This window comes from Chryseobacterium sp. UNC8MFCol, assembly GCF_000482305.1.
Classification (GTDB): domain Bacteria; phylum Bacteroidota; class Bacteroidia; order Flavobacteriales; family Weeksellaceae; genus Chryseobacterium; species Chryseobacterium indologenes.
The window spans coordinates 379,139-403,918 of sequence record NZ_AXUZ01000003.1 but is presented as its reverse complement, the minus strand read 5'-3'; the positions used below and the strand labels follow the sequence as shown (position 1 = coordinate 403,918).

Annotated in this window: 23 protein-coding genes; 11 read left to right on the top strand and 12 right to left on the bottom strand. The window is 36.9% G+C overall.

Features of this window, described 5'->3' with window-relative positions:
- Positions 1-69: 69 nt before the first annotated feature.
- Both hemC and hemA read right to left on the bottom strand, forming a co-directional pair.
- Complete coding sequence (hemC, locus tag M030_RS0101840; protein ID WP_027371974.1) at positions 70-978, bottom strand: hydroxymethylbilane synthase; 909 nt, start codon at positions 976-978, stop codon at positions 70-72.
- The gene (gene hemA / locus M030_RS0101835) at positions 965-2,239 is read right to left on the bottom strand and encodes a glutamyl-tRNA reductase (protein ID WP_027371973.1); all 1,275 of its coding nucleotides are present in this window, start codon (positions 2,237-2,239) and stop codon (positions 965-967) included. Before hemA ends, hemC begins: the two co-directional genes overlap by 14 nt.
- Positions 2,240-2,621: 382 nt before the next feature.
- On the opposite strand from hemA, the gene M030_RS0101830 reads away from it, so the two are divergent.
- From M030_RS0101830 to M030_RS0101805, 6 genes are all read left to right on the top strand, one after another.
- Positions 2,622-3,647 carry a rod shape-determining protein gene (locus M030_RS0101830; protein WP_002982450.1) on the top strand — a complete coding sequence of 342 codons (1,026 nt, stop codon included), beginning with the start codon at positions 2,622-2,624 and terminating at the stop codon, positions 3,645-3,647.
- 28 nt (positions 3,648-3,675) lie between these two features.
- Entirely contained in the window at positions 3,676-4,530 is an 855-nt protein-coding gene (gene mreC, locus M030_RS0101825; protein WP_027371972.1) for a rod shape-determining protein MreC, read from the top strand.
- Positions 4,523-5,029, top strand: coding sequence for a hypothetical protein (locus M030_RS0101820; protein WP_027371971.1), 507 nt, complete (start codon positions 4,523-4,525; stop codon positions 5,027-5,029). The genes mreC and M030_RS0101820 overlap by 8 nt, the downstream gene beginning before the upstream one ends.
- Complete coding sequence (locus tag M030_RS0101815; protein WP_027371970.1) at positions 5,026-7,071, top strand: penicillin-binding transpeptidase domain-containing protein; 2,046 nt, start codon at positions 5,026-5,028, stop codon at positions 7,069-7,071. The genes M030_RS0101820 and M030_RS0101815 overlap by 4 nt, the downstream gene beginning before the upstream one ends.
- Positions 7,068-8,297 (top strand): rod shape-determining protein RodA, encoded by a 1,230-nt coding sequence (gene rodA / locus M030_RS0101810; protein ID WP_027371969.1) that lies wholly within the window; start codon positions 7,068-7,070, stop codon positions 8,295-8,297. The genes M030_RS0101815 and rodA overlap by 4 nt, the downstream gene beginning before the upstream one ends.
- 101 nt (positions 8,298-8,398) lie before the next feature.
- Positions 8,399-8,977 carry a pentapeptide repeat-containing protein gene (locus M030_RS0101805; protein WP_027371968.1) on the top strand — a complete coding sequence of 193 codons (579 nt, stop codon included), beginning with the start codon at positions 8,399-8,401 and terminating at the stop codon, positions 8,975-8,977.
- 271 nt (positions 8,978-9,248) lie between these two features.
- On the opposite strand, the gene M030_RS23620 is transcribed toward M030_RS0101805, so the two are convergent.
- On the bottom strand, positions 9,249-9,959 hold the full coding sequence (locus tag M030_RS23620) for a C40 family peptidase (RefSeq protein ID WP_034721999.1): 711 nt from the start codon (positions 9,957-9,959) through the stop codon (positions 9,249-9,251).
- A gap of 486 nt (positions 9,960-10,445) precedes the next feature.
- Positions 10,446-12,641 carry a glutamine synthetase III gene (locus M030_RS0101795; RefSeq protein ID WP_027371967.1) on the bottom strand — a complete coding sequence of 732 codons (2,196 nt, stop codon included), beginning with the start codon at positions 12,639-12,641 and terminating at the stop codon, positions 10,446-10,448.
- Between the two features lie 305 nt (positions 12,642-12,946).
- Here M030_RS0101795 and M030_RS0101790 point away from each other — a divergent pair, with 305 nt between their 5' ends.
- The 5 genes from M030_RS0101790 (at position 12,947) to M030_RS0101770 (ending at position 18,740) form a co-directional block, all read left to right on the top strand.
- On the top strand, positions 12,947-14,638 hold the full coding sequence (locus tag M030_RS0101790; RefSeq protein WP_027371966.1) for a DUF6909 family protein: 1,692 nt from the start codon (positions 12,947-12,949) through the stop codon (positions 14,636-14,638).
- Between the two features lie 135 nt (positions 14,639-14,773).
- Positions 14,774-15,244, top strand: coding sequence for a hypothetical protein (locus M030_RS0101785; RefSeq protein WP_027371965.1), 471 nt, complete (start codon positions 14,774-14,776; stop codon positions 15,242-15,244).
- 191 nt (positions 15,245-15,435) lie between these two features.
- Positions 15,436-17,274, top strand: coding sequence for a M1 family metallopeptidase (locus tag M030_RS0101780; protein WP_027371964.1), 1,839 nt, complete (start codon positions 15,436-15,438; stop codon positions 17,272-17,274).
- A gap of 102 nt (positions 17,275-17,376) precedes the next feature.
- A complete protein-coding gene (locus M030_RS0101775; protein WP_027371963.1) occupies positions 17,377-18,135 on the top strand; it encodes a type III pantothenate kinase in 759 nt (252 codons plus the stop codon).
- A 71-nt stretch (positions 18,136-18,206) separates the two neighbouring features.
- Positions 18,207-18,740 (top strand): GNAT family N-acetyltransferase, encoded by a 534-nt coding sequence (locus tag M030_RS0101770; RefSeq protein WP_027371962.1) that lies wholly within the window; start codon positions 18,207-18,209, stop codon positions 18,738-18,740.
- Positions 18,741-18,854: 114 nt separating this feature from the next.
- Here M030_RS0101770 and M030_RS0101765 read toward each other — a convergent pair whose 3' ends face one another.
- The 8 genes from M030_RS0101765 to M030_RS0101730 form a co-directional block, all read right to left on the bottom strand.
- The gene (locus tag M030_RS0101765) at positions 18,855-19,286 is read right to left on the bottom strand and encodes a nucleoside deaminase (RefSeq protein ID WP_027371961.1); all 432 of its coding nucleotides are present in this window, start codon (positions 19,284-19,286) and stop codon (positions 18,855-18,857) included.
- Positions 19,286-19,786 carry a hypothetical protein gene (locus M030_RS0101760; protein ID WP_027371960.1) on the bottom strand — a complete coding sequence of 167 codons (501 nt, stop codon included), beginning with the start codon at positions 19,784-19,786 and terminating at the stop codon, positions 19,286-19,288. Before M030_RS0101760 ends, M030_RS0101765 begins: the two co-directional genes overlap by 1 nt.
- A 162-nt stretch (positions 19,787-19,948) precedes the next feature.
- The gene (locus M030_RS0101755; protein WP_027371959.1) at positions 19,949-20,869 is read right to left on the bottom strand and encodes a helix-turn-helix transcriptional regulator; all 921 of its coding nucleotides are present in this window, start codon (positions 20,867-20,869) and stop codon (positions 19,949-19,951) included.
- 265 nt (positions 20,870-21,134) lie between these two features.
- Positions 21,135-21,305 (bottom strand): hypothetical protein, encoded by a 171-nt coding sequence (locus tag M030_RS25375; protein ID WP_155857865.1) that lies wholly within the window; start codon positions 21,303-21,305, stop codon positions 21,135-21,137.
- A 108-nt stretch (positions 21,306-21,413) separates the two neighbouring features.
- The gene (locus M030_RS0101745; RefSeq protein WP_027371958.1) at positions 21,414-21,968 is read right to left on the bottom strand and encodes a hypothetical protein; all 555 of its coding nucleotides are present in this window, start codon (positions 21,966-21,968) and stop codon (positions 21,414-21,416) included.
- Between the two features lie 3 nt (positions 21,969-21,971).
- Positions 21,972-22,655 carry a hypothetical protein gene (locus M030_RS0101740; protein WP_123840763.1) on the bottom strand — a complete coding sequence of 228 codons (684 nt, stop codon included), beginning with the start codon at positions 22,653-22,655 and terminating at the stop codon, positions 21,972-21,974.
- A gap of 73 nt (positions 22,656-22,728) precedes the next feature.
- Positions 22,729-23,304 carry a DUF2589 domain-containing protein gene (locus tag M030_RS0101735; RefSeq protein WP_027371956.1) on the bottom strand — a complete coding sequence of 192 codons (576 nt, stop codon included), beginning with the start codon at positions 23,302-23,304 and terminating at the stop codon, positions 22,729-22,731.
- Positions 23,305-23,660: 356 nt separating this feature from the next.
- Complete coding sequence (locus M030_RS0101730) at positions 23,661-24,698, bottom strand: patatin-like phospholipase family protein (protein ID WP_027371955.1); 1,038 nt, start codon at positions 24,696-24,698, stop codon at positions 23,661-23,663.
- Positions 24,699-24,780 lie beyond the last annotated feature (82 nt).

The window sequence follows — 24,780 nt, the reverse complement described above, 5'->3', positions numbered from 1 at the left end:
TTTACAACTGGAAAAAAAAAATTATTGGAAACTGATAGTAAAATCCGGACTATTGAAAGTAAAATAGTCCTAGATCTGGCTTTTGATTTCTGCCATCAATTCTTTTCCGCCGTTTTCAAGAACTACTTTTGCGTATTTTTCGCCAAAATTCTCATCAGTACCATACTCAAAATTTTCATCGATGGCAATGCAATTTTTGCCGTCTAATGAGCATAGTGCCGCTTTAAAGCGTATCTGATCCGCAATGATTTCTGCAAAAGCTCCGATCGGAGCAGTACAGCCACCTTCCAAAGTGCTCAGGAAATTTCTTTCAATCTCCACACAGATTTGTGTCGGCTGGTGATTGATTTGCTTCAGGATTTCGTTGATCTCCGGTTTGTCGGTATGTCCGGCAACGGCAATAACACCTTGCGATGGAGCCGAAATCATTAATGGAAGCATTTCATAATCAATTTCCATCTTCATTCTTTTGATGCCTGCCAATGATAAAATGGTGGCATCAAAATTTTCGTCTTCCAGTTTTTGAAGCCTTGTCTGAATGTTTCCACGAATGTCTGAAAACTCTGCATTAGGATAATTTCTTAACCAAAATGCTCTCCTCCTTAAGCTGCTTGTCGCCAGTTTTAGTTCGTGGAATTCTTTATTTCTTGCAGATTCTTTTCTGATGAGGATATCCTGAGGGAAATCTCTTTCAAGATAGGCGATCATCTCAATATTCTGAGGTAATTGAGTGGGAACGTCCTTTAATGAGTGTACAGCAATATCGATCTCGTCATTTAATAATGCGATATCGAGATCCCTTGTAAATACTCCGGTAATTCCTAAAGAGTATAAAGGTTGATTGAGGTTCTTATCGCCGGAAGAAACGATAGGAACAATCTCCGTTAAATAATTGTTGTTCTGAAGGTGCCTCGCAACCTCTCTAGCCTGCCAAAGTGCAAGTGCGGAATTTCTGGTTCCAATTCTAATGCTTTTCATTGAATTCGTTGTTTGGTTGTTCAACTAATATTTCGTGCATTAATTTACTAATTTCTTCGGCTTTTAAAGGGTTATCAATAATATATTTTGCAAAACGGTTGGTGATTTTCTGGATCATTTTATCGGAAAGTTCCATATCCGTGATGTTTATATATTTATTCTTTTTATAAAAATTATGCATTTCATTACGTTCCATATTTTTTAAAACGGCTTTGAAATGATGAATGTTTGGTGCAAGCTTTCTCTTTTTTTCCCATTCAATGAAATCTTTCATCAGTTCCTTGATGATCTTTTCCGCTTTTGGGATTTCCCGCTCGCGTTGCTGGATCGTCTCCTGGATCTGTTTTGAAAGCTCATCAACGTCAATCAGGGTTACATTTTCGTTTTCAGTAACATTTTTTTCAACATTATGAGGAATTGAAAGATCTATTACTAAGGTTTCTTTTCCGTTCGGGAAATGAGACTGGTTGACAATAGGGTGTTTTGCTCCTGTTGCAACAATAAGAATATCTGTATTCTTTAATTCCTTGTCAAAATCAGAATAATCAACATGAGGAATATTATACTTCTGGGAAATCTTTTCTGCTTTCTCCTGAGTTCTGTTGGCAATTTTAATTTTAGGCTGGAACACATGCTTTACCAGATTTTCGACAGTATTCTGCCCGATTTCACCCACTCCTAAAAGAAGAATGTTTTTTTCAGCAATTCTCTTCTGGCTATTTAAAATATAGTGAACGGCAGCATATGAAACGGAAGCAGCACCATTGGAAATACCGGTTTCATTCTTTATCCTTTTTGAAATCTGAATTGCAGCGTTGATCGCTCTTTCAAGATATGGATTAGAATTTTGTCTTTCTTTCTTAAAACGATTGTAGGCTTTTTTGATCTGACCGATAATTTCAAAATCTCCGATAATCTGACTTTCAAGACCGGCTGCCACCCTGAAAAGATGGATTAAGGCCTCCTCTTTGGTAAGAATATTGGCAAACTGAAGAAAATCCGTAAGGTGTACCCCGATTGTTTTGCAGTATTCTTCTGCAATCAGCAGATAATTGGAAGTGGTAGTATAAATTTCAGTCCTGTTACATGTGGAAACCACAAAGGCATCTCCAAGATCTTCTTCATGGACCCGGGAAACAAAATTTTTGATGTTTTCGTCAAAAAATGCAAACTTTCCTCTCGTTTCTACATCGGCTTTCTCATAGCTGATGGAAAGCACAGCAAAATTCGATGTTTGATGGATGTTGGAGTACTGTAACATAAGCAGTCGCAAATTTACGCTTTTTTTAATTAATGACCTTCTGATAGTGTATATGATAATTATCGTAAAAAACTATAAGATTACGACAGAAAGGTAAGCGTGAATGACTAAAAACTACAGCCTTTTACCTTTCAAATCAGCACCCGGTTTAAATTTGTACAGCTTCAGCTGCCTTCACAGCTTTGGTCTTTGAAGATTTATCTGTTTTTGCTCTTCAGACACGCCGTTAATTTTAGTTGAACTCAAACTCTGTAAATGTCTAAACTAAAAGTTAATAAAGAATTATAAATTTTAATAAAATTTTAACCAAATTAAGTTGTTGCGAAATTTCTTTAGTAGTGTTAAATTTATATCTTTGTAAACTTAAAATCAGAAGAAAAATATGAGTTTATTTGATATGTTTACGCAAGAAATTGCGATAGACCTGGGAACAGCTAATACCCTTATCATCCATAATAATAAAATTGTTATTGATCAACCTTCAATTGTTGCAATTGAACGTTCGTCGGGTAAGCCCATTGCTGTAGGTGAGCAGGCTAAGCATATGCAAGGGAAAACTCATGAGGATATCAAAACCATTCGTCCTTTGAAAGACGGTGTTATTGCTGATTTCCACGCTTCTGAACACATGATTAAGGAATTTATCAAAAAAATTCCGGGGATCAAAGGTAAATTCATTCAACCTGCATTACGAATTGTAATCTGTATTCCTTCTGGCATCACTGAAGTTGAAAAAAGAGCGGTAAGAGATTCTGCCCAGAAAGTCAACGCCAAAGAAGTAAGGTTGATTTATGAGCCAATGGCAGCTGCAATAGGAGTTGGTATCGACGTACAGAAGCCTGAAGGAAACATGATCATTGATATAGGCGGAGGTACTACGGAAATTGCTGTAGTAGCTTTAGGAGGTATCGTATGTGATAAATCTGTGAAAATTGCAGGCGATGTATTTACCAATGATATTGCTTATTACTTAAGAACTCACCATAACCTTTATATCGGAGAAAGAACTGCTGAAAGAATTAAAATTGAAGTAGGTTCTGCTGTTGAAGATCTTGATGTAGATATCGAGGATATCCCTGTACAAGGGAGAGACCTTATCACAGGTAAGCCAAAAGAAATTATGGTTGGATACAAAGAGATTGCACGTGCATTAGACAAATCTATTATCAGAATTGAAGACGCTGTAATGGAAACCCTTTCTCTTACTCCACCGGAATTGGCTGCCGATATTTATAAAACAGGTATTTATCTTGCCGGAGGTGGTGCGTTATTAAGAGGTCTTGCAGACAGAATTCACAAGAAAACAGGACTTCCTGTATTTGTTGCTGAAGATCCGTTGAGGGCTGTTGTTCGCGGAACAGGTATTGCCCTTAAGAATATGGATAAATTCAATTTCTTAATTAAATAATTCTAACTTTTTACGACTATATATCTGAATGGGATTTTTGCTGAGATTATTTTCGAAGAACACTCTTTTCGTCTTCTTTATATTCCTGCAAATTATTGCTTTGGTTCTGATATTCTCCAGAAATGCGATGCAGAGATCATGGATCGCAGGGCAAACTGCTGCGCTGAATTCCTGGATTTCGGGATACATCGATGAAGGAGTTTCTTATCTGAAGCTAAAACAGATCAATGAAGATCTTGTTATTCAGAATAAAGCCCTTATGACTCAGCTTTACGGGAAGGAAGGGGCCAAAAACCCTGCCTTCAGAAAAGTTCATGATACCATAGGAGGCGGTCAGATTTATACTTTTGTTGATGGAGAAATTGTTTTCAACAGTATCAACAGGAGAAACAATTATTTTACAATAAACCGCGGCCGTAGAGATGGCGTCTTCCCACAAATGGGGGTGATGGCACCAAGAGGTATTGCGGGAATTGTCATTAATTCTACAGACAGCTACGCACTGGTTCAGTCTGTATTGAGTGTAAACAAAATCAGGATTAATGCTGCACTTAAAAACTCAGGATACTTTGGAACATTAACATGGAACGGAGATAACTCCAGGGTGATGCATCTTGCAGATATTCCAAAATATGTTGCTTTAAAAGTAGGAGACAGTGTAATAACCGACGGAAAATCAGCCATCTTCCCTAAAGGGGTGATGATTGGTACTGTGGCCGGATATTCTGTAGATAACAAAACCGGTTTCTGGGATATCTCAGTGGAACTGAGTGAGAAAATGGGGGCGTTGAGTAAAGTATTTGTAGTGAAGAACCTTAAAAAAGCAGAAGTGCAAAAGATTCAGGATACACTACAGACTGTAATAAAAAAAGAAAATGATTAGCAGGACTTTATTTACCGATATATTGATTATGATATTTCTTGTTGCATTACAAATATTTGTATTGAACAGGATTACTCTTTTTGGAAAATATACCCCGGTATTGTATCCTGTCTTCGTTATGTTCTATCCATTTTTCAGAAATAAATTCCAGTTTCTGGCTTTAAGTTTCCTGATAGGATTATCTATCGACGGATTCCTTTATTCCTGGGGTATTAATGCATTTGCCACCACGTTAATTGCTTATTTCAGAACATTGATATTCAGGACGTCTACCGATACCTCAACAGATTTCTTTTCCTTTCAGTCCCTTCAATGGGCGCAGTTTTTGCTGTTTTTATTTTCAAGTATTTTTCTGCACCAGCTTTTAGTACAATATATCGAATTCTTTAAGTTGAGCAGATTTTTTGAAATATTATTTAATGTGTTGGTGACTAGTGTAATTTCATTTATATTTATTGTCATTTACGCATTAATATTTAAAATCAAACAAAAAGTTTGAACACACGTTATTTAAAAATCTTTTCCGTACTTGTTGTTATCGCCCTTATTTTTATAGCGAGGCTTTCGTATTTACAATTGTTTACAGATCGTTATGCACTGAATGCAGCCAATACTTCCATTAAAATTGAGTATGTAATTCCTCAGCGTGGAGTTATTTTTGACAGGAATGGGAAGATCATGGTAGGAAATCAGCCAGCCTATGAAATTTCTTTTACCCAGGCTTTAATGAAACCGGACTTTGATACTCTTGGCTTTTGCAGCTTAATGAAAATCAGTAAATCGGATTTTATTAACAAGATCAACGTCATTAAAAAAGAAAAATATTATTCTAAGCTGACTCCCATGACTTTTTTAAAGGATCTCAGCAGAGAAGATATTGCCAGAGTCCAGGAGATTATTTTCAAATATCCTGCTTTTAACATTGTCCAAAGACCTCAGCGCCAATATGAAGTTTCTACTTCCGGAAACCTTCTAGGATACACCAGCGAGGTCAACGAAAGAGAGATCAAAAAAGATTCTTTGTACTATCTGCCCGGAGACTTTATCGGGAAAACCGGAATAGAGAAATCTTACGAAAAAGAACTTCGTGGAGTAAAAGGAATGAAGTATATCCAAAAAGATATCAAGCTCCGAAATATCGGATCTTATAAAAACGGATCTCTGGATAAGGATGTCATTACCGGTAAAGATATTACATTAACTATTGATTATGATCTTCAGAGAACTGCTGAAGAAATGCTTGTCAACAAACATGGTGCAATCGTAGCAATTGACCCTAATAACGGGGAAGTGCTGGTTGCCGCTACAGGTCCGGATATTGACCCGAACCTTTTTACCGGTCCTAATAAATCCAAAAACCTATATGCGCTTTCAAAAGATACACTTTACGAAAATAAACCGACTTTTGATCGTTCCTTACAGGCAGGATATCCTCCAGGATCAACCTTCAAATTGTTGACTGCTTTAGCCGCCATGCAAATGGGGGTGATGGATGAAAAGACAGTTTTCCCTTGTGGCGGAGGATTTTTTTACAAAGGAAAAAGAATTAAAGGGCATGGTGGTGCTGATCCGCTTATCCCTTCCATTCAGGTTTCCAGTAACTGCTTCTTTACATATGCATTTATTGCCATCATTAAAAAATATCCAGGCAATCCTTCAAAAGGGGTTGATGAATGGAAGAAAATCATGAGCAGCTTTGGAGTAGGGGAATTCTTAAATAACGATTTCGCAGTAGGTGCCAAGGGAAGAATTCCTTCAGGAGATTTTTACGAAAAAAGGTTTAAAGCCATCATGAAGGCAAGTGGTTCTCAAAGAACAGATTTTAAGAATTGGGATGAAATGTCAACCGGAGCTATTTATAACGGAATGGGGCAGGGAGATGTTTTGGTAACTCCTATTCAATTGGCCAATTATGTGGCTGCTATTGCTAATAAAGGATGGTATTATACGCCTCATATCGTAAAAGGAATCGATGGGAAGCCCAATCCGGATCCAAGATTTAAGGTTAAACATAAAACTCTAGTTGATCCCAAACATTTTGAACCTGTTTTAAAGGGAATGGAGGCCGTGGTGTTGAGAGGAACAGCAAGAGGATTGAAATCCAATGATTTTACCCAATTAGCAAAAACCGGTACGGCACAGGTGCCGCAAGGAAAGGATAATTCTATTTTTGTGTTAATCGCTCCGGCTGATAAACCCAAAATTGTTGTGGTTGCAGTGATGGAACACGCAGGATTCGGAGCTACATGGGCCGGCCCGGCATGTACAGTGATTTCAGAAAAATATATTACCGGTGATCTGAAAAGAGAAAACCTGTATAAAAAAATGATCACTTCAAGCTTTATGCCTGAATACAAACGGCAATGGATTGCTGACTTGAAGCGTAAGGGACTCTACAAGGATCCAAAACCTGATTCAATTAAACAAAAAAGAATAAAAGATAGTCTTGATCGCGTAAAGCAAGAAAAAGCTAAACTCCAAAAGAAATTAGAAGAAGGAACTAAAAATACTAACACTGCTAAAAAACCTGTAAAGCGATGAAATGGACAGAAGGAATAGATAAACTGGGCCTTGGGCTGTATTTCCTGCTTTGCATTTTCGCGATTGCAAATATTTACAGTGTTGACCAGAAATTGGGAGAAAAGCAATTCATGTTCTTTTGTATCTCTCTCATTGTAGGATTGGTGATCTTTTTAGGAAGAAGTAAATTCTTCGAAAATATGTCAGGGATCATCTATATTGGTGGTGTACTGCTGTTGATTGGGCTCTTTCCTTTCGGAAAAGAAATTCTCGGCCAAAAAAACTGGTATAAATTCGGAAGCTTTACCATGCAGCCCGTGGAATTTGCAAAAATAGGAACCGCATTAATGCTCGCCAATTACGTTTCAGGACCTGATTTTAATCTGAAAAACAGAAAATCTCTGCTGACTGCTCTTGCCATCATCGGCATTCCGGCAGTAGTCGTTCTTGCTATTCCTGATGTAGGGTCGATGCTTGTATTTATTGCATTTTTCATCGCCCTGTACAGAGAAGGATTAAGTGGTTTTTTATTCGGGTTAGGTTTTATTTTTGCCGCAGTATTTCTTATTTCACTTGCAATTCCTCCGGTATATGTTGCCGGTGCTGTGGTATTAATTGCCGGTGTTCTGATTGCCATGAATTACCACAGAATGTCCTGGGATGTCATTTCTATTTCCGGAATTTCCGGCTCTATTCTTATATTGTGTGGGCTCGCATTTGCTTCTCCTTACATTTTGGAGAAACTTCCCAAGCACCAGAGAGAGAGAATTGAAGTTCTTTATAAAGGTGAAAAAGCCTTTAGAGATACTTCAGGGTACAATTTATTATACTCTAAAACAGCTATCGGATCAGGTGGTCTTTGGGGAAAAGGATACCGTGAGGGTTCCGTTACTCAGGGTAAGTTTGTTCCTGAGCAGCAGACTGACTACATTTTCTGTGCGGTAGGTGAAGAATGGGGATTTGCAGGAAGTGCTCTTTTGGTCTTGGCCTATATGGTATATATCGGAAGAATCTATTACTTGGCTGAGCAGCAGAAATCTACTTTTAACCGTGTATTTGGCTATTGTTTTGCCTCGATTCTATTGATGCACTTTTCTATCAACCTTGGGATGGTCATGGGACTTTTCCCAACGGTAGGGATTCCTTTGCCGTATTTTAGTTATGGAGGAAGCTCACTGCTTGCCTTCTCGATGATGACTTTTATTTTCTTTAAGCTTAATTATTCGGATAAAAATAGCTTGGTATAATTTATAGCGGAAATAACATTACAGAGTCGAAAATCATCCGGTTTATTTTTAATGTAAAATATTAATGGAAATAAGGTTATTTCCGCAAATAACACTATTCTATGAAAGAGGTATATATTTTAGATCAGAACTATGGAAATACAGATTTTGAAAGATATCCTTTACAAAGAGGCGAGTATGAAAACTGCACTTTCAAAAACTGCAATTTTGAATATGTAAACCTTTCGGGCTTCAGTTTTATAGACTGTGAATTCATCGGATGCAATCTCAGCATGGCAAAACTTATTAATGCAGCCTTTAGAGATGTGTTTTTTAAAGAATGTAAAATGTTTGGCCTTCAGTTTAATGATTGTAATGGCTTTGGCCTATCCTTTAAGTTTGACGGATGTTTGCTCAATAACTCTGTATTTTATCAAACATCTATTAAGAAAACTGTTTTCACAAACTCTAAATTGATTGAGGTGGACTTCACAGAATGTGACCTGTCAAATTCAGTTTTCAGCGGATGTGATTTTTCAGGGGCTGTTTTTGACAATACAAGCCTTGAAAAGACAGATTTCAGGACTTCATTCAATTATTGCATTGATCCTGTCTTAAATAGGCTTAAAAAGGCTAAATTTTCCCTTTCTGAAGTGCATGGCCTGCTATATAAAATCGATATAGAGATTGACAGAGATTAGAAGTCATCAAGACATCAAGCTTGAAATACAGGGTGCAGTTTTACAAAAACGAAATCAGGTTAATTTATTTTATAACCACATAGACCGATAGAATATAAGCCTATGTGTCTACGTGGTTATAAAACCTATATTCTTTTAATACGTATTTTTATCTAAAAAATTCTGTCTTTACATTCCGGAATATAAACTGTTTTGGTTTTCGCTCGATATATGAAAATAAAAAAGCCATCAAAACTGATGGCTTCATTATTTAAATCAATTATTTATAAAATTAAAAATTTGCTGGTGTAGCTGGAGTGATCGCTGCTAAGTTGTTGTAAGCTTCTCCGTCTTCGTTGATTACTCTTTTGGCGAATCTGTATTTAGGTCCCCAATAAGAGTCATTCAGTGAAGAGATCATTACTCCTTTTGATGTCGCTGCGTGGATAAATTTAACCTCACCCTCTTCAGTAACACTTTCTACAATACCTACGTGAGAAATTCTTCTTCCATGAGAAAAGAAGATCAAATCTCCTTTCTGTAGGCTTCCTTTTTCAATTCTTTCTCCTTCCTGAGCCTGAGAAGCAGCTACTCTTGGTAAGCTAAGCCCCGCAGCAGCCCCGAATACAGAAAGAACAAAAGCTGAACAATCTATACCGTTTCTTGTTGTTCCTCCGTATCTGTAAGGAGTTCCAAGGTATGTTTCAGCTTCAGTAAGGATACCGTCAATCGTTTTATTATGTTTGATTGCTTTGGCAATCTCAGAATTCTTAATTGCTTTTTTAGCATTAGCTATAGATGCCGCTTTTTCAGCAAGGAAAGAGTCGATAAGTCTCTGCTTATCCTGCTCCATTTTTTTGTTATCTATAGAAGCTAGTTTGGCATCTGTTTTGTATTCTTTAGTGTAAGTTGCTGGTTTTGAAACTACATAATTGGTAGCACACGATTGCATTGATACGGTAGTAACTATAGCAACTAAATAAAACAAAACTCTTTTCTTCATATATATTTGATTATCCGTGTTAAAAGGAATATTTATTTTCAAAAGCATTACAAAAGTAGAGATTCCGATTAAAAGACCCCTGATATGATTATTGTCAGGATCTTATTTTAACACATTTTAACATATTATTTACGTATGTTAAAGAAAAATAAACCGCAACAGCCATTTTTTGGCAAGTCTGCGGTTTTTTTTATTAAGATTCTTTAACAAAATCTATCGATTTTCTTCTATAAATCATGATTTCAAATGTAAAACTCTAATTTTCAAGGGTGTTAAAAAAATAAAACAAATGCCTGATAAACTGATTGTTGATGGGCTTTTAACGGTTGTTTTACATCCATTCCGTAATGATAAGTCTTCTTTATGGATATGATATGGACGAAGACCATAATCATTAACAAAAATTCTTCTTGCTAAATGGACAGATATAAAAAATTCCCCGGCAAAAAACCGGGGAATTTAAACTAATATGGAACTATACAGATGTTATTTGGTGAACAACATTTCTCTGTATTTTGTCATTGGCCAAAGTTCATCATCCACCATCATTTCCAATGCATCAGAAGCTTCTCTGATCCCGTCGAATAATGGTTTTACTTTGTTACAATAGTCTTCTGCCTGCTTTTGACTGTCTGATACACCTCTTGCAGCTTCTCTGGCTTTGATAAGGCCTTCAACACCTAATTTAATTTTAGACACATTTTCAGAAATGTCGGTAATCAAACTCATTTGTTCTTTTGCCAAAGGCTTGAATTCTTTATCTCCAAAGATTTCCTTAAGACCTTTTACGTTTTCAATTAACCTGTTCTGATAATTTAAAGCTGAAGGAATAATATGATTTCTTGCAATGTCGCTTAAAACTCTTGCTTCAATATCAATAACCGTAGAGTATTTTTCTAATTTGATTTCGTTTCTTGCTTCAACTTCTCTGTGGTTGAAAATTCCCATCTCTTCATAAAGATCCAGGAATTTTTTATCCATTTCCTGTTTAAGAGCTTCCGGAGTTGTTTTAAGGTTGTTCAATCCTCTTTTCTTAGCCTCTTTTGCCCAGTCATCAGAATATCCGTCTCCTTCAAACATAATGCTCTTAGACTGCTTGATGTATTCTCTCAAGACGTTAAAGATTGCTTCGTCTTTCTTCAATCCTCCTTCGATAAGAGCATCTACTTCTTTTTTGAAGTCGTTCAGCTGTTTTGCAGCAATTGTATTCATTACCGTCATAGATTCTGCACAGTTTGCAGAAGATCCTACCGCTCTGATCTCAAATTTATTTCCTGTAAACGCAAATGGAGAAGTTCTGTTTCTATCCGTATTATCTAGTAAGATTTCCGGGATTTTTCCAACAACGTTTAATTTTAATTCTGTTTTTTCTTCCGGAGATAATTTCCCGTTGGTTACTTTTTCAAGCTCTTCCAAAACACTGAATAACTGGCTTCCGATAAACACAGAAATAATTGCGGGTGGTGCTTCGTTGGCTCCCAATCTGTGGTCGTTGCTTGCAGATGCAATACTTGCTCTTAAAAGGTCAGCATATTCATGTACAGCCTTAATGGTATTCACGAAGAATGTTAAGAACTGTAAGTTTTTCTTTGGATTTTTTCCGGGACTTAATAAGTTTTCTCCGGTATCGGTAGCTAGAGACCAGTTGTTGTGCTTTCCGCTTCCGTTTACTCCTGCAAATGGCTTTTCGTGGAATAAGATATGGAAGTGGTGCTTGTGAGCTACTCTTGCCATGATATCCATCAATAAAGAGTTGTGGTCTACAGCAACGTTTACTTCCTCAAACATCGGTGCCAACTCAAACTGATTTGGAGCAACCTCGTTATGTCTTGTCGTTGCAGGGATACCCAATTTCATACATTCGATCTCCAGTTCTTTCATGAAGTTCATGACCCTTGTAGGAATGGATCCGAAGTAGTGGTCATCCAACTGCTGTCCTTTTGCAGGAGAATGTCCCAGCAAAGTTTTACCCGTTAATACAAGGTCCGGACGTGATTGGTATAACGCGGAATCAACCAGGAAGTATTCTTGCTCCCAACCTAAAGTAGGAGTTACTTTTGTTACATTTTTATCAAAATACTGCATTACACTTGTTGCAGCTTCATCTACTGCATTCAAAGCTCTTAATAAAGGAGCTTTGTAGTCAAGAGTTTCTCCCGTATAAGAAATAAAGATCGATGGAATACATAATGTAGTTCCCATGATAAAAGCCGGAGATGTAGGATCCCATGCTGTGTATCCTCTTGCTTCAAAAGTATTTCTGATTCCTCCGTTCGGGAAAGAAGAGGCATCCGGCTCTTGTTGGATCAGCATATTTCCGCTGAATCTTTCAATCGCTCTTCCCCCTTCAATAGGAGTGAAAAAAGAATCGTGTTTTTCTGCTGTCGTTCCTGTCAAAGGCTGAAACCAGTGAGTATAGTGGGTTACCCCTTTGCTCATTGCCCAGTCTTTCATTGCTACAGCTACCTGGTCTGCAATGTGTCTCTGGATTTTAGTTCCTTTTTTAATGGCATCCATGATGGAGCCAAATGCTTCCTTCGTTAAATATTCTCTCATGGTTTCTTCTGAGAAAACATTCGTACAGAATAGTTCTGATAATTTTGCAGGGACCTCAACAGAGTTGTCTTTTCTGAAATCCTTAAATGGTAGTGTTTCTAATGCTTTGAATCTTAAGGTTGACATATTGGGTTTATTTTGATAGGGCAAATTTACAAAAAAAATGAATCGAAATCATTTTGACCCTAAAAAATTTAGGGGTGTTATGAAAATTTATATAATTTAAACAATTGTTTGGTCTTTTTTTAACAGGGGTGTTTTGTGAATTAATTCTAAAATATGAATATGTAGCAGCAATTTGGCGGGGGTCATCGAACGCAAATACATTTTTTGTTATTGATTGCCGGAATCCTGTGCGATTAAGCTACTTATTAAAAGATAGTTAAAATAAAATGGGCAAAGATTTTGTATATTTGTGTGAAATTTATTTTATGACAAATTCTAGAGCAAGAGAAACAACAGAGGCTATTGAAAGACTATACATCTCTATGAGACATTTATTTTATAGAGGATTTTTCAAGCCGGGGGGTGTTTCAGGAGAAAGTATCAGAAGTTTGTTAAAAACCATCAATCCGGAAATTTACGGAACCATGAATATTCCGAATAAATTGGAACTTGACGGGTTGATGTATGTTTTAGACAGGCTTCCGGAAGGGATTGAGGAATGTGCTTTTATTCATCTTACATCTGATGAAGGGTTTGATAAAGGAAGTTTCGAACCTATTGTTCCGAAAAAAAGAAGAAGAAACTGTTATAGAATAGACGAGCACCAGATGAATATTGAGGTTCTTTTGGGCCGTTCGGAGATTTATGACATTCTTACCCACCTTACCTTTTTATTTATAGAAGCGGATAAAATCCGTAATCTGGCTTTCATTCAGGATGAAAACTGGAAACCGACACGTGCTTTCAAAATTATTGAAGAAGTGGTGAAAGGTGAGAAAAAATTCAGTAGAAGAGAAAAAGAAGTGGCACTTATCCATCTTTCATCTTTAATCGGAAGATCTTTTGATGAAACATTAAGGGCTTATAATACTTTCGGAGATGATCATAATCCTGACCGTCTGTTTAAAATCATCTATAACTTAGGAAAAGTAAGCCTTGATGATGCCAAAGGGTCAAGAGAAAGAGAAATTTATTTCAGTGCTATATTAAAAGAAAGAGTAGGGCATCACTATTTTGGTGAAAAATGGGCACATAAAGTGAAGGAGGTTTTATTCGAAAATGACCTTCATATGCGTCCTTTGCATATTATCTCTGCCAATATGCATTCTGTGAAAAATATGCTGTATGCTAATAATGCTCTTAAAAAGAAACAGCATCATGAAGTTGACTATAAATTGTATGAAGAGATCTCGAACAAAAAAGAACTTCGTGACAAGGTATTAAAATATGCGTTGGATGAAGGAATGATCCATATTGCTGATAAGAGTGGAAGTAATATTGATGTTCAGATCATTGATCTCAGCAAAACCGATTTGAAGAATACTCCGTTTGCTGATGCTAAATTTGGAGGTGATGATGTGCTGCTGGTATTTGATTATGCTTTCGGAGAGCAGGCTTTTGAGGTAATGGACGAACTTCTAAGACCTTTTGAGCATAAAGGCGAAGTCTATATGATGAAAGTAAAGTCTGTTTCAATCATGGGAAAAGCAGGAATTCTCACCGGAGAAAAAGGAGATATTATGATTCCAACCTCTCATATCTTTGAAGGTACAGCTGATAACTATCCGTTTGAAAATGCATTACAACTTGACGATTTCCAGGATGATGAGCTAAAAGCTTTTGAAGGACCTATGATTACGGTGCTGGGAACTTCACTGCAAAACAGAGATATTTTATCTTACTTCATGAACACATCATGGAAGGCTATTGGTCTTGAAATGGAAGGAGCTCACTACCAGAAGGCTATTCAGGTTGCTTCTAAAATCAGACACCATATTTCACCGGATTTGTTTGTCATGTATGCTTATTACGCTTCAGATAATCCGTTGGAAACAGGAAGTACTCTTTCTTCGGGAGGTTTAGGATTAACAGGGGTGAAACCTACCTATCTTATTACGTTAAGAATTCTTGAAAAGATATTAAGAAGCGGAAAGAAAGAAGTTTCTGTAAAGAAATAGTTTTACTTTCCATTGAAAATATAAGTCTCAGATGAATTTACATCTGAGACTTTTTTTTCTTCTTATCAAGGGTAAAACCATAACAAGGAGAAAACGGTTCAGAATGTGTATCTTGAAACAATAAAAAACTTATCTATGAATTCAGCTTCACAATTATCAAAAAGATTCAGGGAAGTGTTGCTTGATGGGCTGTGGATTGCCAATACTAATTTTAAAGATCTTCTTTCAGATGTGACCTGGCAGCAGGCTGTGACAAAGATTGATTCTTTAAATACAATTGCGATGCTCACTTTCCACATCGACTATTATATTGCAGGAATTGTGCATGTCTTTGAAGGTGGAGAACTTGAAATAAAAGATAAGTTCAGTTTTGACCTTACTGCCATAGATTCCCAGATACAATGGGATGACCTGCGGAATAAGCTTTGGGTGGATTCTGAGAAATTTGCCGCCTTATTGGAACAGATGCCGGATTCCAAACTTGATGAGGTATTTGTAGATGAAAAATACGGAACCTATCAAAGAAATATTGAAGGAATGATTGAGCACAGTTACTATCACCTTGGCCAGATTACTTTGATTAAAAAGCTAGTAAAAAACGTCTAAAAAAAGACGAAACACCTTTGAAAAGAGGTTAAAGTGCTCCTTGTCACGGGTGCAAAGCTTGACAAGGAGCTCATTTAACAATCCTGATTAAAACGCATCTAAAACCATATTAAACAGAACAAAATCTTCAGATAACTCTAATTTGAAGGTCTTGTTTAAATTACCTACCTTTAAAAAAAATAAAATTTTAAATGAGAAAATCGGCTGCAATCATTTTTGCGTTTATCATTTCACAATTTCAGGCTCAGCAAGGAGCTTATTATCAGCAGGCTGCGAAGTACAAGATGGATATTGATGTCAATGCTGAAAAATTTACCTATCAGGGAAAACAGACCTTGGAATACACCAACAACTCACCGGATCAGTTGAATGTGGTTTATTTCCATCTCTACTGGAATGCTTTTAAACCTAATTCCATGATGGATCAGAGAGTATCTTCCCAAGGGAAAAATGGTGACGGAAGGTTGCAGAAAAATGGGATTTCAACGCTTTCTTCCATTCCAAAGGATCAGGAAGGAGCTCAAAATATTCACTGGATTAAGCAAAATGGGAAAGATCTGAAATTTGAAGTTCAGGAAACCATTATGAAAGTATACCTGGCAGAACCGATCAAACCAAATTCTACCACGACATTTACCATGGACTGGGATGCAGTGATTCCTCAGCAGATCAGAAGAAGCGGAAGAAATAACAGGGAAGGAGTAGATATGACCATGACCCAATGGTATCCGAAAATTGCAGAATACGATTATGATGGTTGGGCCACTTTTGATTATCTGGGAAGAGAATTTCACGCACCGTTTTCAGATTTTGATGTTAATATTAAAATCAACAAAGATTATGTAGTAGGGGCGGGAGGTATTCTTGAAAATCCTGCAGATGTAAAGGGTTATGATGCCAATGCTAAAATTAAAGCAGAAAAAGATAAAAAGGTGACCTGGAAATGGACGGCAAAAAATATTCTTGATTTTGCCTGGAGTGCAGACAAAGATTATTCTGTGGAAAGCTTCAATGTTCCGGAAGGCCCCAAGGTATATCTCGTGTATCAGAAAAATGATAAAACGAAGGCATGGGGTGAGGCTCAGCCTTATATTACAAAATATTTCCAGATCATGAATTCTCATTTCGGAAAATATGTTTATCCGACTTATGCATTTATTCAAGGTGGAGACGGTGGTATGGAGTATGGAATGTGTACCATGATTTTAGGAGAAGCCAAAAGTATCAAAGACCTGATGGGCTTAATGGCTCATGAAGGATCTCATTCTTGGTATCAGCAGATGCTGGCAACCAATGAATCTGTACGCCCGTGGATGGATGAAGGCTTTACAAGCTATGCAGAGGGCTACACCATGCACCAGTTGTTCCCGGAACAATTGCCGAATCCTTTTGTTGAAAGGCTTGATGCCTACAGAAACTTCGTTAAAAAAGGGATTGAAGAACCTGCCGTGTGGTTAGGGGATCATCACGATAACGGAACAGCTTATACCTATGCATCTTATGTAAAAGGAGAATTGTACCTGGTGCAATTAGGATACATAATGGGTGAGCAGAATCTTGCTGAAACATTGAAACAATATTATGATCAATGGAGCATGAAACACCCTTCGGACAGAGATTTTCTTCATATTGCCCAGAAAGTTTCAGGAATGGATCTGAAATGGTTCCATAATTATTGGATTAACACTACCAAAACGATTGATTACGGGATTAAAGATGTGAAGTACGATGCAAAATCTACAACGATCACTTTGGTGAATAACGGGCAGGTACCTATGCCGGTAGATTTCAGTGTGATGACTGCAGATAAGAAAGTCGTAACCTATCAGATCCCATTGAATATGACCCATACATGGAAAGAAAAAGATATCTATGGAGAATTTAAAACAATGCCTTATTGGCCATGGACGCAGAAAGAATACACTTTAACTATTCCTTACACAAAATCCCAATTGTCTTTGTTGGGGACAGATTTCAGCCAGAGAATTGCAGATGTGAATATGGCGGATAACTTTGTAGAGGTGAAGTAAAACGATAAACATATAGATAAAAGGAGTATTTTGAAAGTACTCCTTTTATTTTTTATAAATTTGGATGAAAATTTTTTCATACCATAGCCTGTTAAAATATAAATGAATTCAATTGTAATAAACGTAGGGAACAGCAATATCAGATTTGGTCTTTTTAACGGAGACAACTGTGACATTTCATGGGTGATCAATACCAAACCCTACAGAACCGCAGATGAACTGTATGTTCAGATGCTGATGCTTTACCAGACCTATAAAATTGAGCCTAAAGAAATTGATAAAGTAATTATCGGATCAGTGGTACCCCAGCTTACCAAAGTGATGAGCTCAGGTATTAAAAAAATCCACGGAATCGCTCCTGTTATTGTTGACAGAAATACACCTTCAGCAGTACAAGCAAAATCAAAACAAATGGGGACGGATATTTATGCTAACCTTGTAGCGGCTCATAATCTCTATCCGGACAGAAAAAAAATTGTTATTGACTTTGGAACGGCCCTTACAGCTAGCTGTGTCGCTGAAACAGGGGAAACACTGGGAGTTATTATCGCTCCGGGAATTGTTACTTCTTTAAATTCTCTGATTCATCAAACCGCTCAACTTCCGGATATTGAGCTTAAAAAACCCAAATCCGTTCTCGGGCTGGATACGGTAACCTGCATGCAAAGCGGTATGGTATACGGCTTTCTGGGAATGGTAGAAGGTTTTGTCAACCGTATCAATGATGAGGTGAATGACGATTGCTTTGTAGTTGCAACAGGTGGTGTTTCCCATGTGTATAAGCCTTTGACAGATAAAATCCATGTGATGGACAGGCTTCATACGCTTAAAGGACTGTATTTTCTCGGAAAAGACCTGTAATATCTTAGGCGTGCACAGAGGATAGCAATTGTATTGAACCTTTATCCTTATTTCAACTTTAATCTTTATCAATGGAAAATTTTCCCATATTAAAAACAGAAAGACTAATCCTTTCCCAGCTGGAAGAAAAAGATATTCCTTTCATCGTTGAATTTCTTCAGCATAGAATCTATTCTGATTTTACATCCAATATTCCTTATCCTTACACGGAAAATGACGCTCAGTCATGGGTGAAAATGGCTCAGGAAGCTTTTGAAGAAAATTCAGGATATACTTTTGGTATCAGAAATAAAAACGGGCAGATTATGGGAGCTATCGGTCTTCATGACCGCGAAGATGATAAAGCAGAATTGGGATACTGGATAGGAATTCCCTACTGGAATAAAGGATATGTCACGGAAGCTGCTAATGCCATCTTAGAATTTGGATTTAAAAAACTGGGCTTCAACAAAATTTTTGCAACCCATCTTCCACATAATCCTGCTTCAGGTAAAATCATGGAGAAGATCGGAATGGAGAAAGAAGCCGTTTTAAAACAAGAGGTGAAAAAAGACGGAGAATATTTTGATCTTATCCTGTATTCTATTTTTAAAAACGAACATTAATTCCCGGGCGTAACACTACCTTGGCATACAAAACAAAAATCAGAGATCAATACATTGATCTCTGATTTTTTTATGAGATGATTTTCAGAATCTGTCGTGGAAATGCTGAAAAAGTTATCTTTTACTTTTAAAAAATTCTTTAACGATAGAGGAGCATTCTGTTTCCATTATACCCGTTACAAGTTCCGTTTTCGGATGTAAAGAAAGGTGTTTGTTGATAAAACCCCTCTGTTCGTCCCTTGCTCCGATTACTACTTTGGATATCTGTGACCAGGAAAGAGCTCCGGAACACATTACGCAGGGCTCCATGGTAACATACAGAGTACAATCTTTTAAATATTTTCCTCCCAGAAAATTGGCGGCAGAGGTGATGGCCTGCATTTCTGCATGCGCAGTTACATCATTCAGTGTTTCTGTGAGATTGTGGGCTCTTGCAATAATCCGATTATTGGAAACAACCACACATCCGATAGGAACCTCATCTTTTTCCAGGGCGGCTTCTGCTTCCTGCAGGGCCATTTTCATATAATATTCGTCGGTAAACATTAGTCTGCCATCGTTAAAGTTAAAGGAAGATTGAACTGAAACCTTGCGGGATCCCCTTGGGCTAAAGCCGGAACAAATTTCTCGGAAATGGAGTATAAAGCAATTTCAGCCTGCCTGTTAAAAGTAAAATTATCACCCTTGGCATGGACATTGGTAATCGTTCCGTCTTTTTCTACAATAAAAGCAACACTCGTTTTTACTGTTTTTATATCAGAATGTACACCATTCACATATAAAAGATCTGCCACTTCCTGCCTTAGCGTATTGATGCCTCCGGGATAATTCGGGGCTGATTCAACTACCGAAGGACCGGTGTAGGCTTCTTTTTTTAAGGACTGAAGATCTTCCAGATTCCGGACTTTTAACAGGGCTCCAATCAGGGCCGTATTCTCGATACTATCCATTTTTTTCATAAAAAAAAGAAAATCTCCTTTGATACTTGCCTTTTTGAAGGTATTGGTTTCTGCATCAAATTTCTTTTTAAACTCAGTATTCAGCATACTCCGATGCTGATTGTAATAGTTTTTTACAAGCCTGAATTCTTCTTTCTGCTGGGATAAACAGAAGGAAGAAATGATTGAACATATACAAATAAACAGAACTTTCAATGCAGTATATTTATGTAAATGTACTTAAAAAATATGATATCCGGTTATTTCTGATCAGCTTTCAAGATAACGGTTTAAGGATTCCTGAAGATGGGTACGGATGTCATCAACTAAACATTTAGGTTCTAAAACAGTTACTTCCTTTCCGTAAGATAAGATCTCCTGCATAAAGTCATAAGTAGGATGAAGAAAGAATTCAAAATAAATCTCTTCGGTCGTTTCCTTGGTCTCTTTTTGGGATTGATGAAGAGGGAAGCTCCTGATATATTCTCCCTGATGACGACTACACTTTAATACAATTTTTTCAGGTTTTTGCTCCGTAAGATTCATCACTCCGAAAGCGTTTTTGAAATGCTCCCTGAAATTGTAATTATATTTTTCCCTGAATTTGCTTTTGTCTACATCCAGATAATTGATTCTGTCTAATCCAAAAGATTTTAATGCTTTATCTTTGGTGTCAATCGCAATCAGGTACCATCTGTCCTTTGATTCTTTCAGAGCTAGAGGATGAACTTTGCGGGAAGTCATCAGCTTATTCTTGTAATTGTAATGTTCAAAAGTAACGACTCTTTTGTTACGGATAGCAAAAAACAGATCGTAAAAGTGTTCCACTCCTGTTGGTTTTCGGCTTTCAAAGAAAATAAAATCTGAAAAGTCAGGATGAAGATTCAATGCATTACTTACCTGGAAAGACTCCAACAATTTTTGATTGTATTCATCCACTTCCATGATCGGACGGCTTTCGATATAGTAACGGTTGTCTCCTTTTTTCTTATTATGAATAGACAGGTTAAAAAGATCAGAAATCTCACGGATATCCCTCTGCAAGGTACGGATAGAGTAGCTCTTGATATCCGCATCCTGAAATTCAAAAGAGTTTAACAGATAGCTCTCCAGCTGTGAATAGGTAGCCGGAGAACTTTCCAATCTTTTTATAATTAAGGCATATCTTGTCAGGTAAAAATCTTTTTTCATGATCTAATTTTATACAACAAATATATGGGCTTAATACGACAAAACGTGTCGTGTTTTATTTTTTGTCGAACTTATTCTTCAGAAATTTACGTGGATTTCAAAAATTATATAAAATAAAAAACCATTTCCTTTGAAATGGTTTCAACACAGGCCCCTGGCTGTCCGCTATTTTTGTGAATGGTGATTCAGAGTGATATGAAGATTCTGAAAATGGTTATTAGTTTTTGTTGCGGAAAGCCTAGGAGCCGGATGTGTTTTACTGTATTTACAAGGTGTCTTCTTCAAGAATATCATTCTCAAAATCTTCCCTGAAAAAGTGTTCAATGTCGTCGAGATAGTTTTCATAGTCCATCTCCGCATTTTCAATGTCTCCCCATTCTATAGTATAAGGGATTTCATCGAAGATGATATCTGAATTGTGATTGGTGGTTTCCATATTTGAGATTGGGTGTTATTTTTTTGATTTTTTCTATTTCAAAAGTAGCGTTGGGAAGCGACAAAACTCGACGTATTAAAATACTTTTCAAAAGAGTGAGATCGTTTTTTAAGAAAAATCCTTAATGTCTATTTCATCTGCCATGAGCATGATAATATCCAGTTCAGAAAGCATTGATTTGAGTTTTACCCCTCCGATTTTTAAATCATTATCAGCAAGGATATACCACCAGATTCTTTGAATGAAATCTTCAAATTTCACTTCGGATGTATAGGTGAGTGCTTTTGTCTGAGATACTAATGCCAGTAACTGCCTGGCGATGTCTCTGCATTCATCCATTTTCCTTTCCTGGGGCAATAATACATTCAGAACGCAGTTTTGGGCATCATACAATAGATTGGCAGTGATTTTAAGTTGGTTTTTTTTGACATTAAAACCTCTTTCAGTACTAATTTTCCCTGCAAGAATCTTACTTCTGAATCCTGCCATTTCAGAAACTTCGCTGATGGTGTTGGCAGATAGAATGTCTTCTATAGCCTTTATCCAGGATACAGTTTTTTCAACAAAAAGAGGATCTTTTTTTCCCAAAGACGAAACTATTTCCGGAAAAGCCTGCAGTTGTTCTTTTAATTGTGAGACTAAGATAAATTGAGACTTTTTCATACTTTATTCGGGAATCAAAGTTTCTACAATATTTCCATTGATATCTTCATACCGTGACCATTCCATACCGGCTTCGCTCACACTCATTTTGGCGAAAATCAAGCATTTGACATCAAGCTGCATCAATTTGCTGGCTTCAACGATAATTTCCTGATCTTCAATTTTTTCAATGACTCTTTTGGTCTCAAGAATAAGCCTGTTGGAAATGCTTTTATAAAAAGTGTCAGGATTTACATATTTCCAGCTGAAATTGGAAAGCGACTTGCAAAACTCTACAGTGACTTTTGATATAGGCTCAAGGTATGAAATCTGATCAATGGTTAGGGTTAGGGTATTTTCATCTCTGATCTTTGTCAGAATATCATGATAGGCCGGTTCCTGCTTGATAAGAAACTCTTTTAAACTCTGATCACTTTTAAGGTCTGTGGCGTCATAATCTGTTTTCGCAACTTTGATAATTTCATCATACATAAAATCTCTGAAAATCATTTTAGGTGAATTTCCGGCTGTAGCAAAGGGGATGGTAAGATCAACACTGCCTACTTTCATCCTCGGAATGGAAAAATGTTTTAATAAATCATCCTGTGCATATTCTTTGGCTATTTGGACCGTTTGTAAATCTGTCATTTTTCTGGCTTCAGCAATTTCTGAGACAATGCCTCCCAAATATTCTCGTAATTTTGGCATAATAAGTTCTTTTTGGTGAATAAAAAATTGTTTAAAATGGATGGCTGCCCAGGCAACCATCCAAAAAAGGTTATTAAGGAGTTACCGGAGCTGCTGTAGCAACAATAGCGTCTTCCAGCATGTCCATAATTCTCGCAAGCCCTGCAGGCAATTCATCATTGACAGCTTTTACATGTACTCCTAAAGTGTATGTTTTTTCTGTGGTTGATGTGCTTGAAGTAGTCTTTTTATAAGATGCAGAAGCGTTGAATTTAACTTTCCAAAATTTGGCACTTAAAGAAGCACTTCCCTGAAACTCGCTGGAAACATTCTGAGTTTCTACTGAATTTAATTTTGCATTAAAGTCAATGGTCATTTCATCAATTCTTAAAGCCGGAATCGTGAGCATAGAAAGTAGCGGAACACTTAAAGTAACCTGAGACTGCACAGGGGTTTCATTGCCCTGAGCAGGATTTGGTACTGTTTTTTTGTATACAAAATCTACGTATCTGAGCTTTGATGTAGCTCCGGTTCCTTCAAAACCAACTTCTTTAATGAAATTTACCTGTGACATAGAAGCGTCATGCTGTGCCTTAATAGCGGCCTGCATAGGACCTCCGATGTAAACGCTGAAATCTAAACTGTTTAATTCTTGGACTAAATTTGCCATAATTCTAAAATTTTAAGGTTATTAATTGGTTAATATGATAGTTGTGCTAGCAGACTATATGTAATTGGGTAATAGATATCCTGTTTCAGTATGAGATCACTGAAGAATAATAGGGTATACTGAAAAGGATATTGGTTAGAAAGTTAGCTGTTTTAGCTTTGGTTTTCCTGGTTATTTGTTGATTCAAAGATAGTTTTATGCAACGTCAGAACTTGTCGTGTATTATTTTTTTTGAATTTTAATTTTTTTAATACTTCAAAAGTAGGAGTGGAAGCGACAAAAGTTGATGTATATAAAACTTTTCTGGAATTTTATAAGCTAAAAAGCTTATTTAGAGCAATTATAAGCTAAAAAGCTTATATTTTGTTTTTGATCAGTTTTTGAACAATTTGGTTCAAGACCTCTCTGTTGTCATCAATATAGCTCAATCCGGCCTGGATCAGGTTTTCAATATTTGACCGTCTTACGTTATCCATGGCAGGAGAAGCGTTTTTTAATGATGGATTTAAGCGGTAATAATTCTTCTGATTCCGTAAACCCAATGTCTGAAACATCTGGCCAAGCTGATAATCTACAGTTTCTGCATTAGCAGACATCAGAATATCAATAATAGGATTCACCCAACCTATTTTTCCTGCCTTTTCCAATCTTTTGAAAGAATAAGGCCTCGCTTCAATTCCTGTCCCGATAGATACGATAATCATATCATTTACCCCGGGATGGTTGGCTTTCTGATGGTTTTTTAAAACCTCGGCAAAAGGAATTTTGCGAGCTTCGGCATAAGCACAGAGTGCAGGATTATTGGCAAACATACCTCCGTCTATCAGGCTGAAGATCTGTCCGTACATAGATTTGATCTGTACGGGGCAGAAGTAGGTAGGAGCAGCTGAAGTAGCCCTGCAAATATCTTTTACATAAAAATTATCTGTACTGAGATGTGCTTTCCATGAGTTGAAGATCTTTGCCCGTCTATTTTCTATATCATAACTTGTTATTAAACATGGTTTTATTAATTCTTTAAGTTCTAAATTTCCAAAAAAATCATTCAGGTTTTTTTGAAGTGAATCCTGAGAGATTCTTTCATTCAATAATCCAAAAGGATTGACCAGTTTTTCCCAAAAGGAAACCTGGAAAATATCGCCGCCCTTTTCTGCATACAATTCTAATCCTTTCTGGATAGAATACTTTGCTTTTCGGGTTTCATCGGGACATAGAATAATAGATGCAATCAGCCCTCCGGTACTGCTGCCTGCTACCAGATCAAAATAATCTCCGAGTTTGGCGCTCGGTTTATCATAATACTGGAGCTGTTCTTCTATGTAGCGTAGAATAATGCAGGTGATGATACCTCTTATTCCACCCCCGTCCAAAGAAAGAATGGTTGTCTTTTTCATGTGATATTTTAATTGTTTTTTTACAAGGAGACATGCAATCTTAAATCCTGAGAAGCTCTTTTTTATCACGAAAAATTCTTTA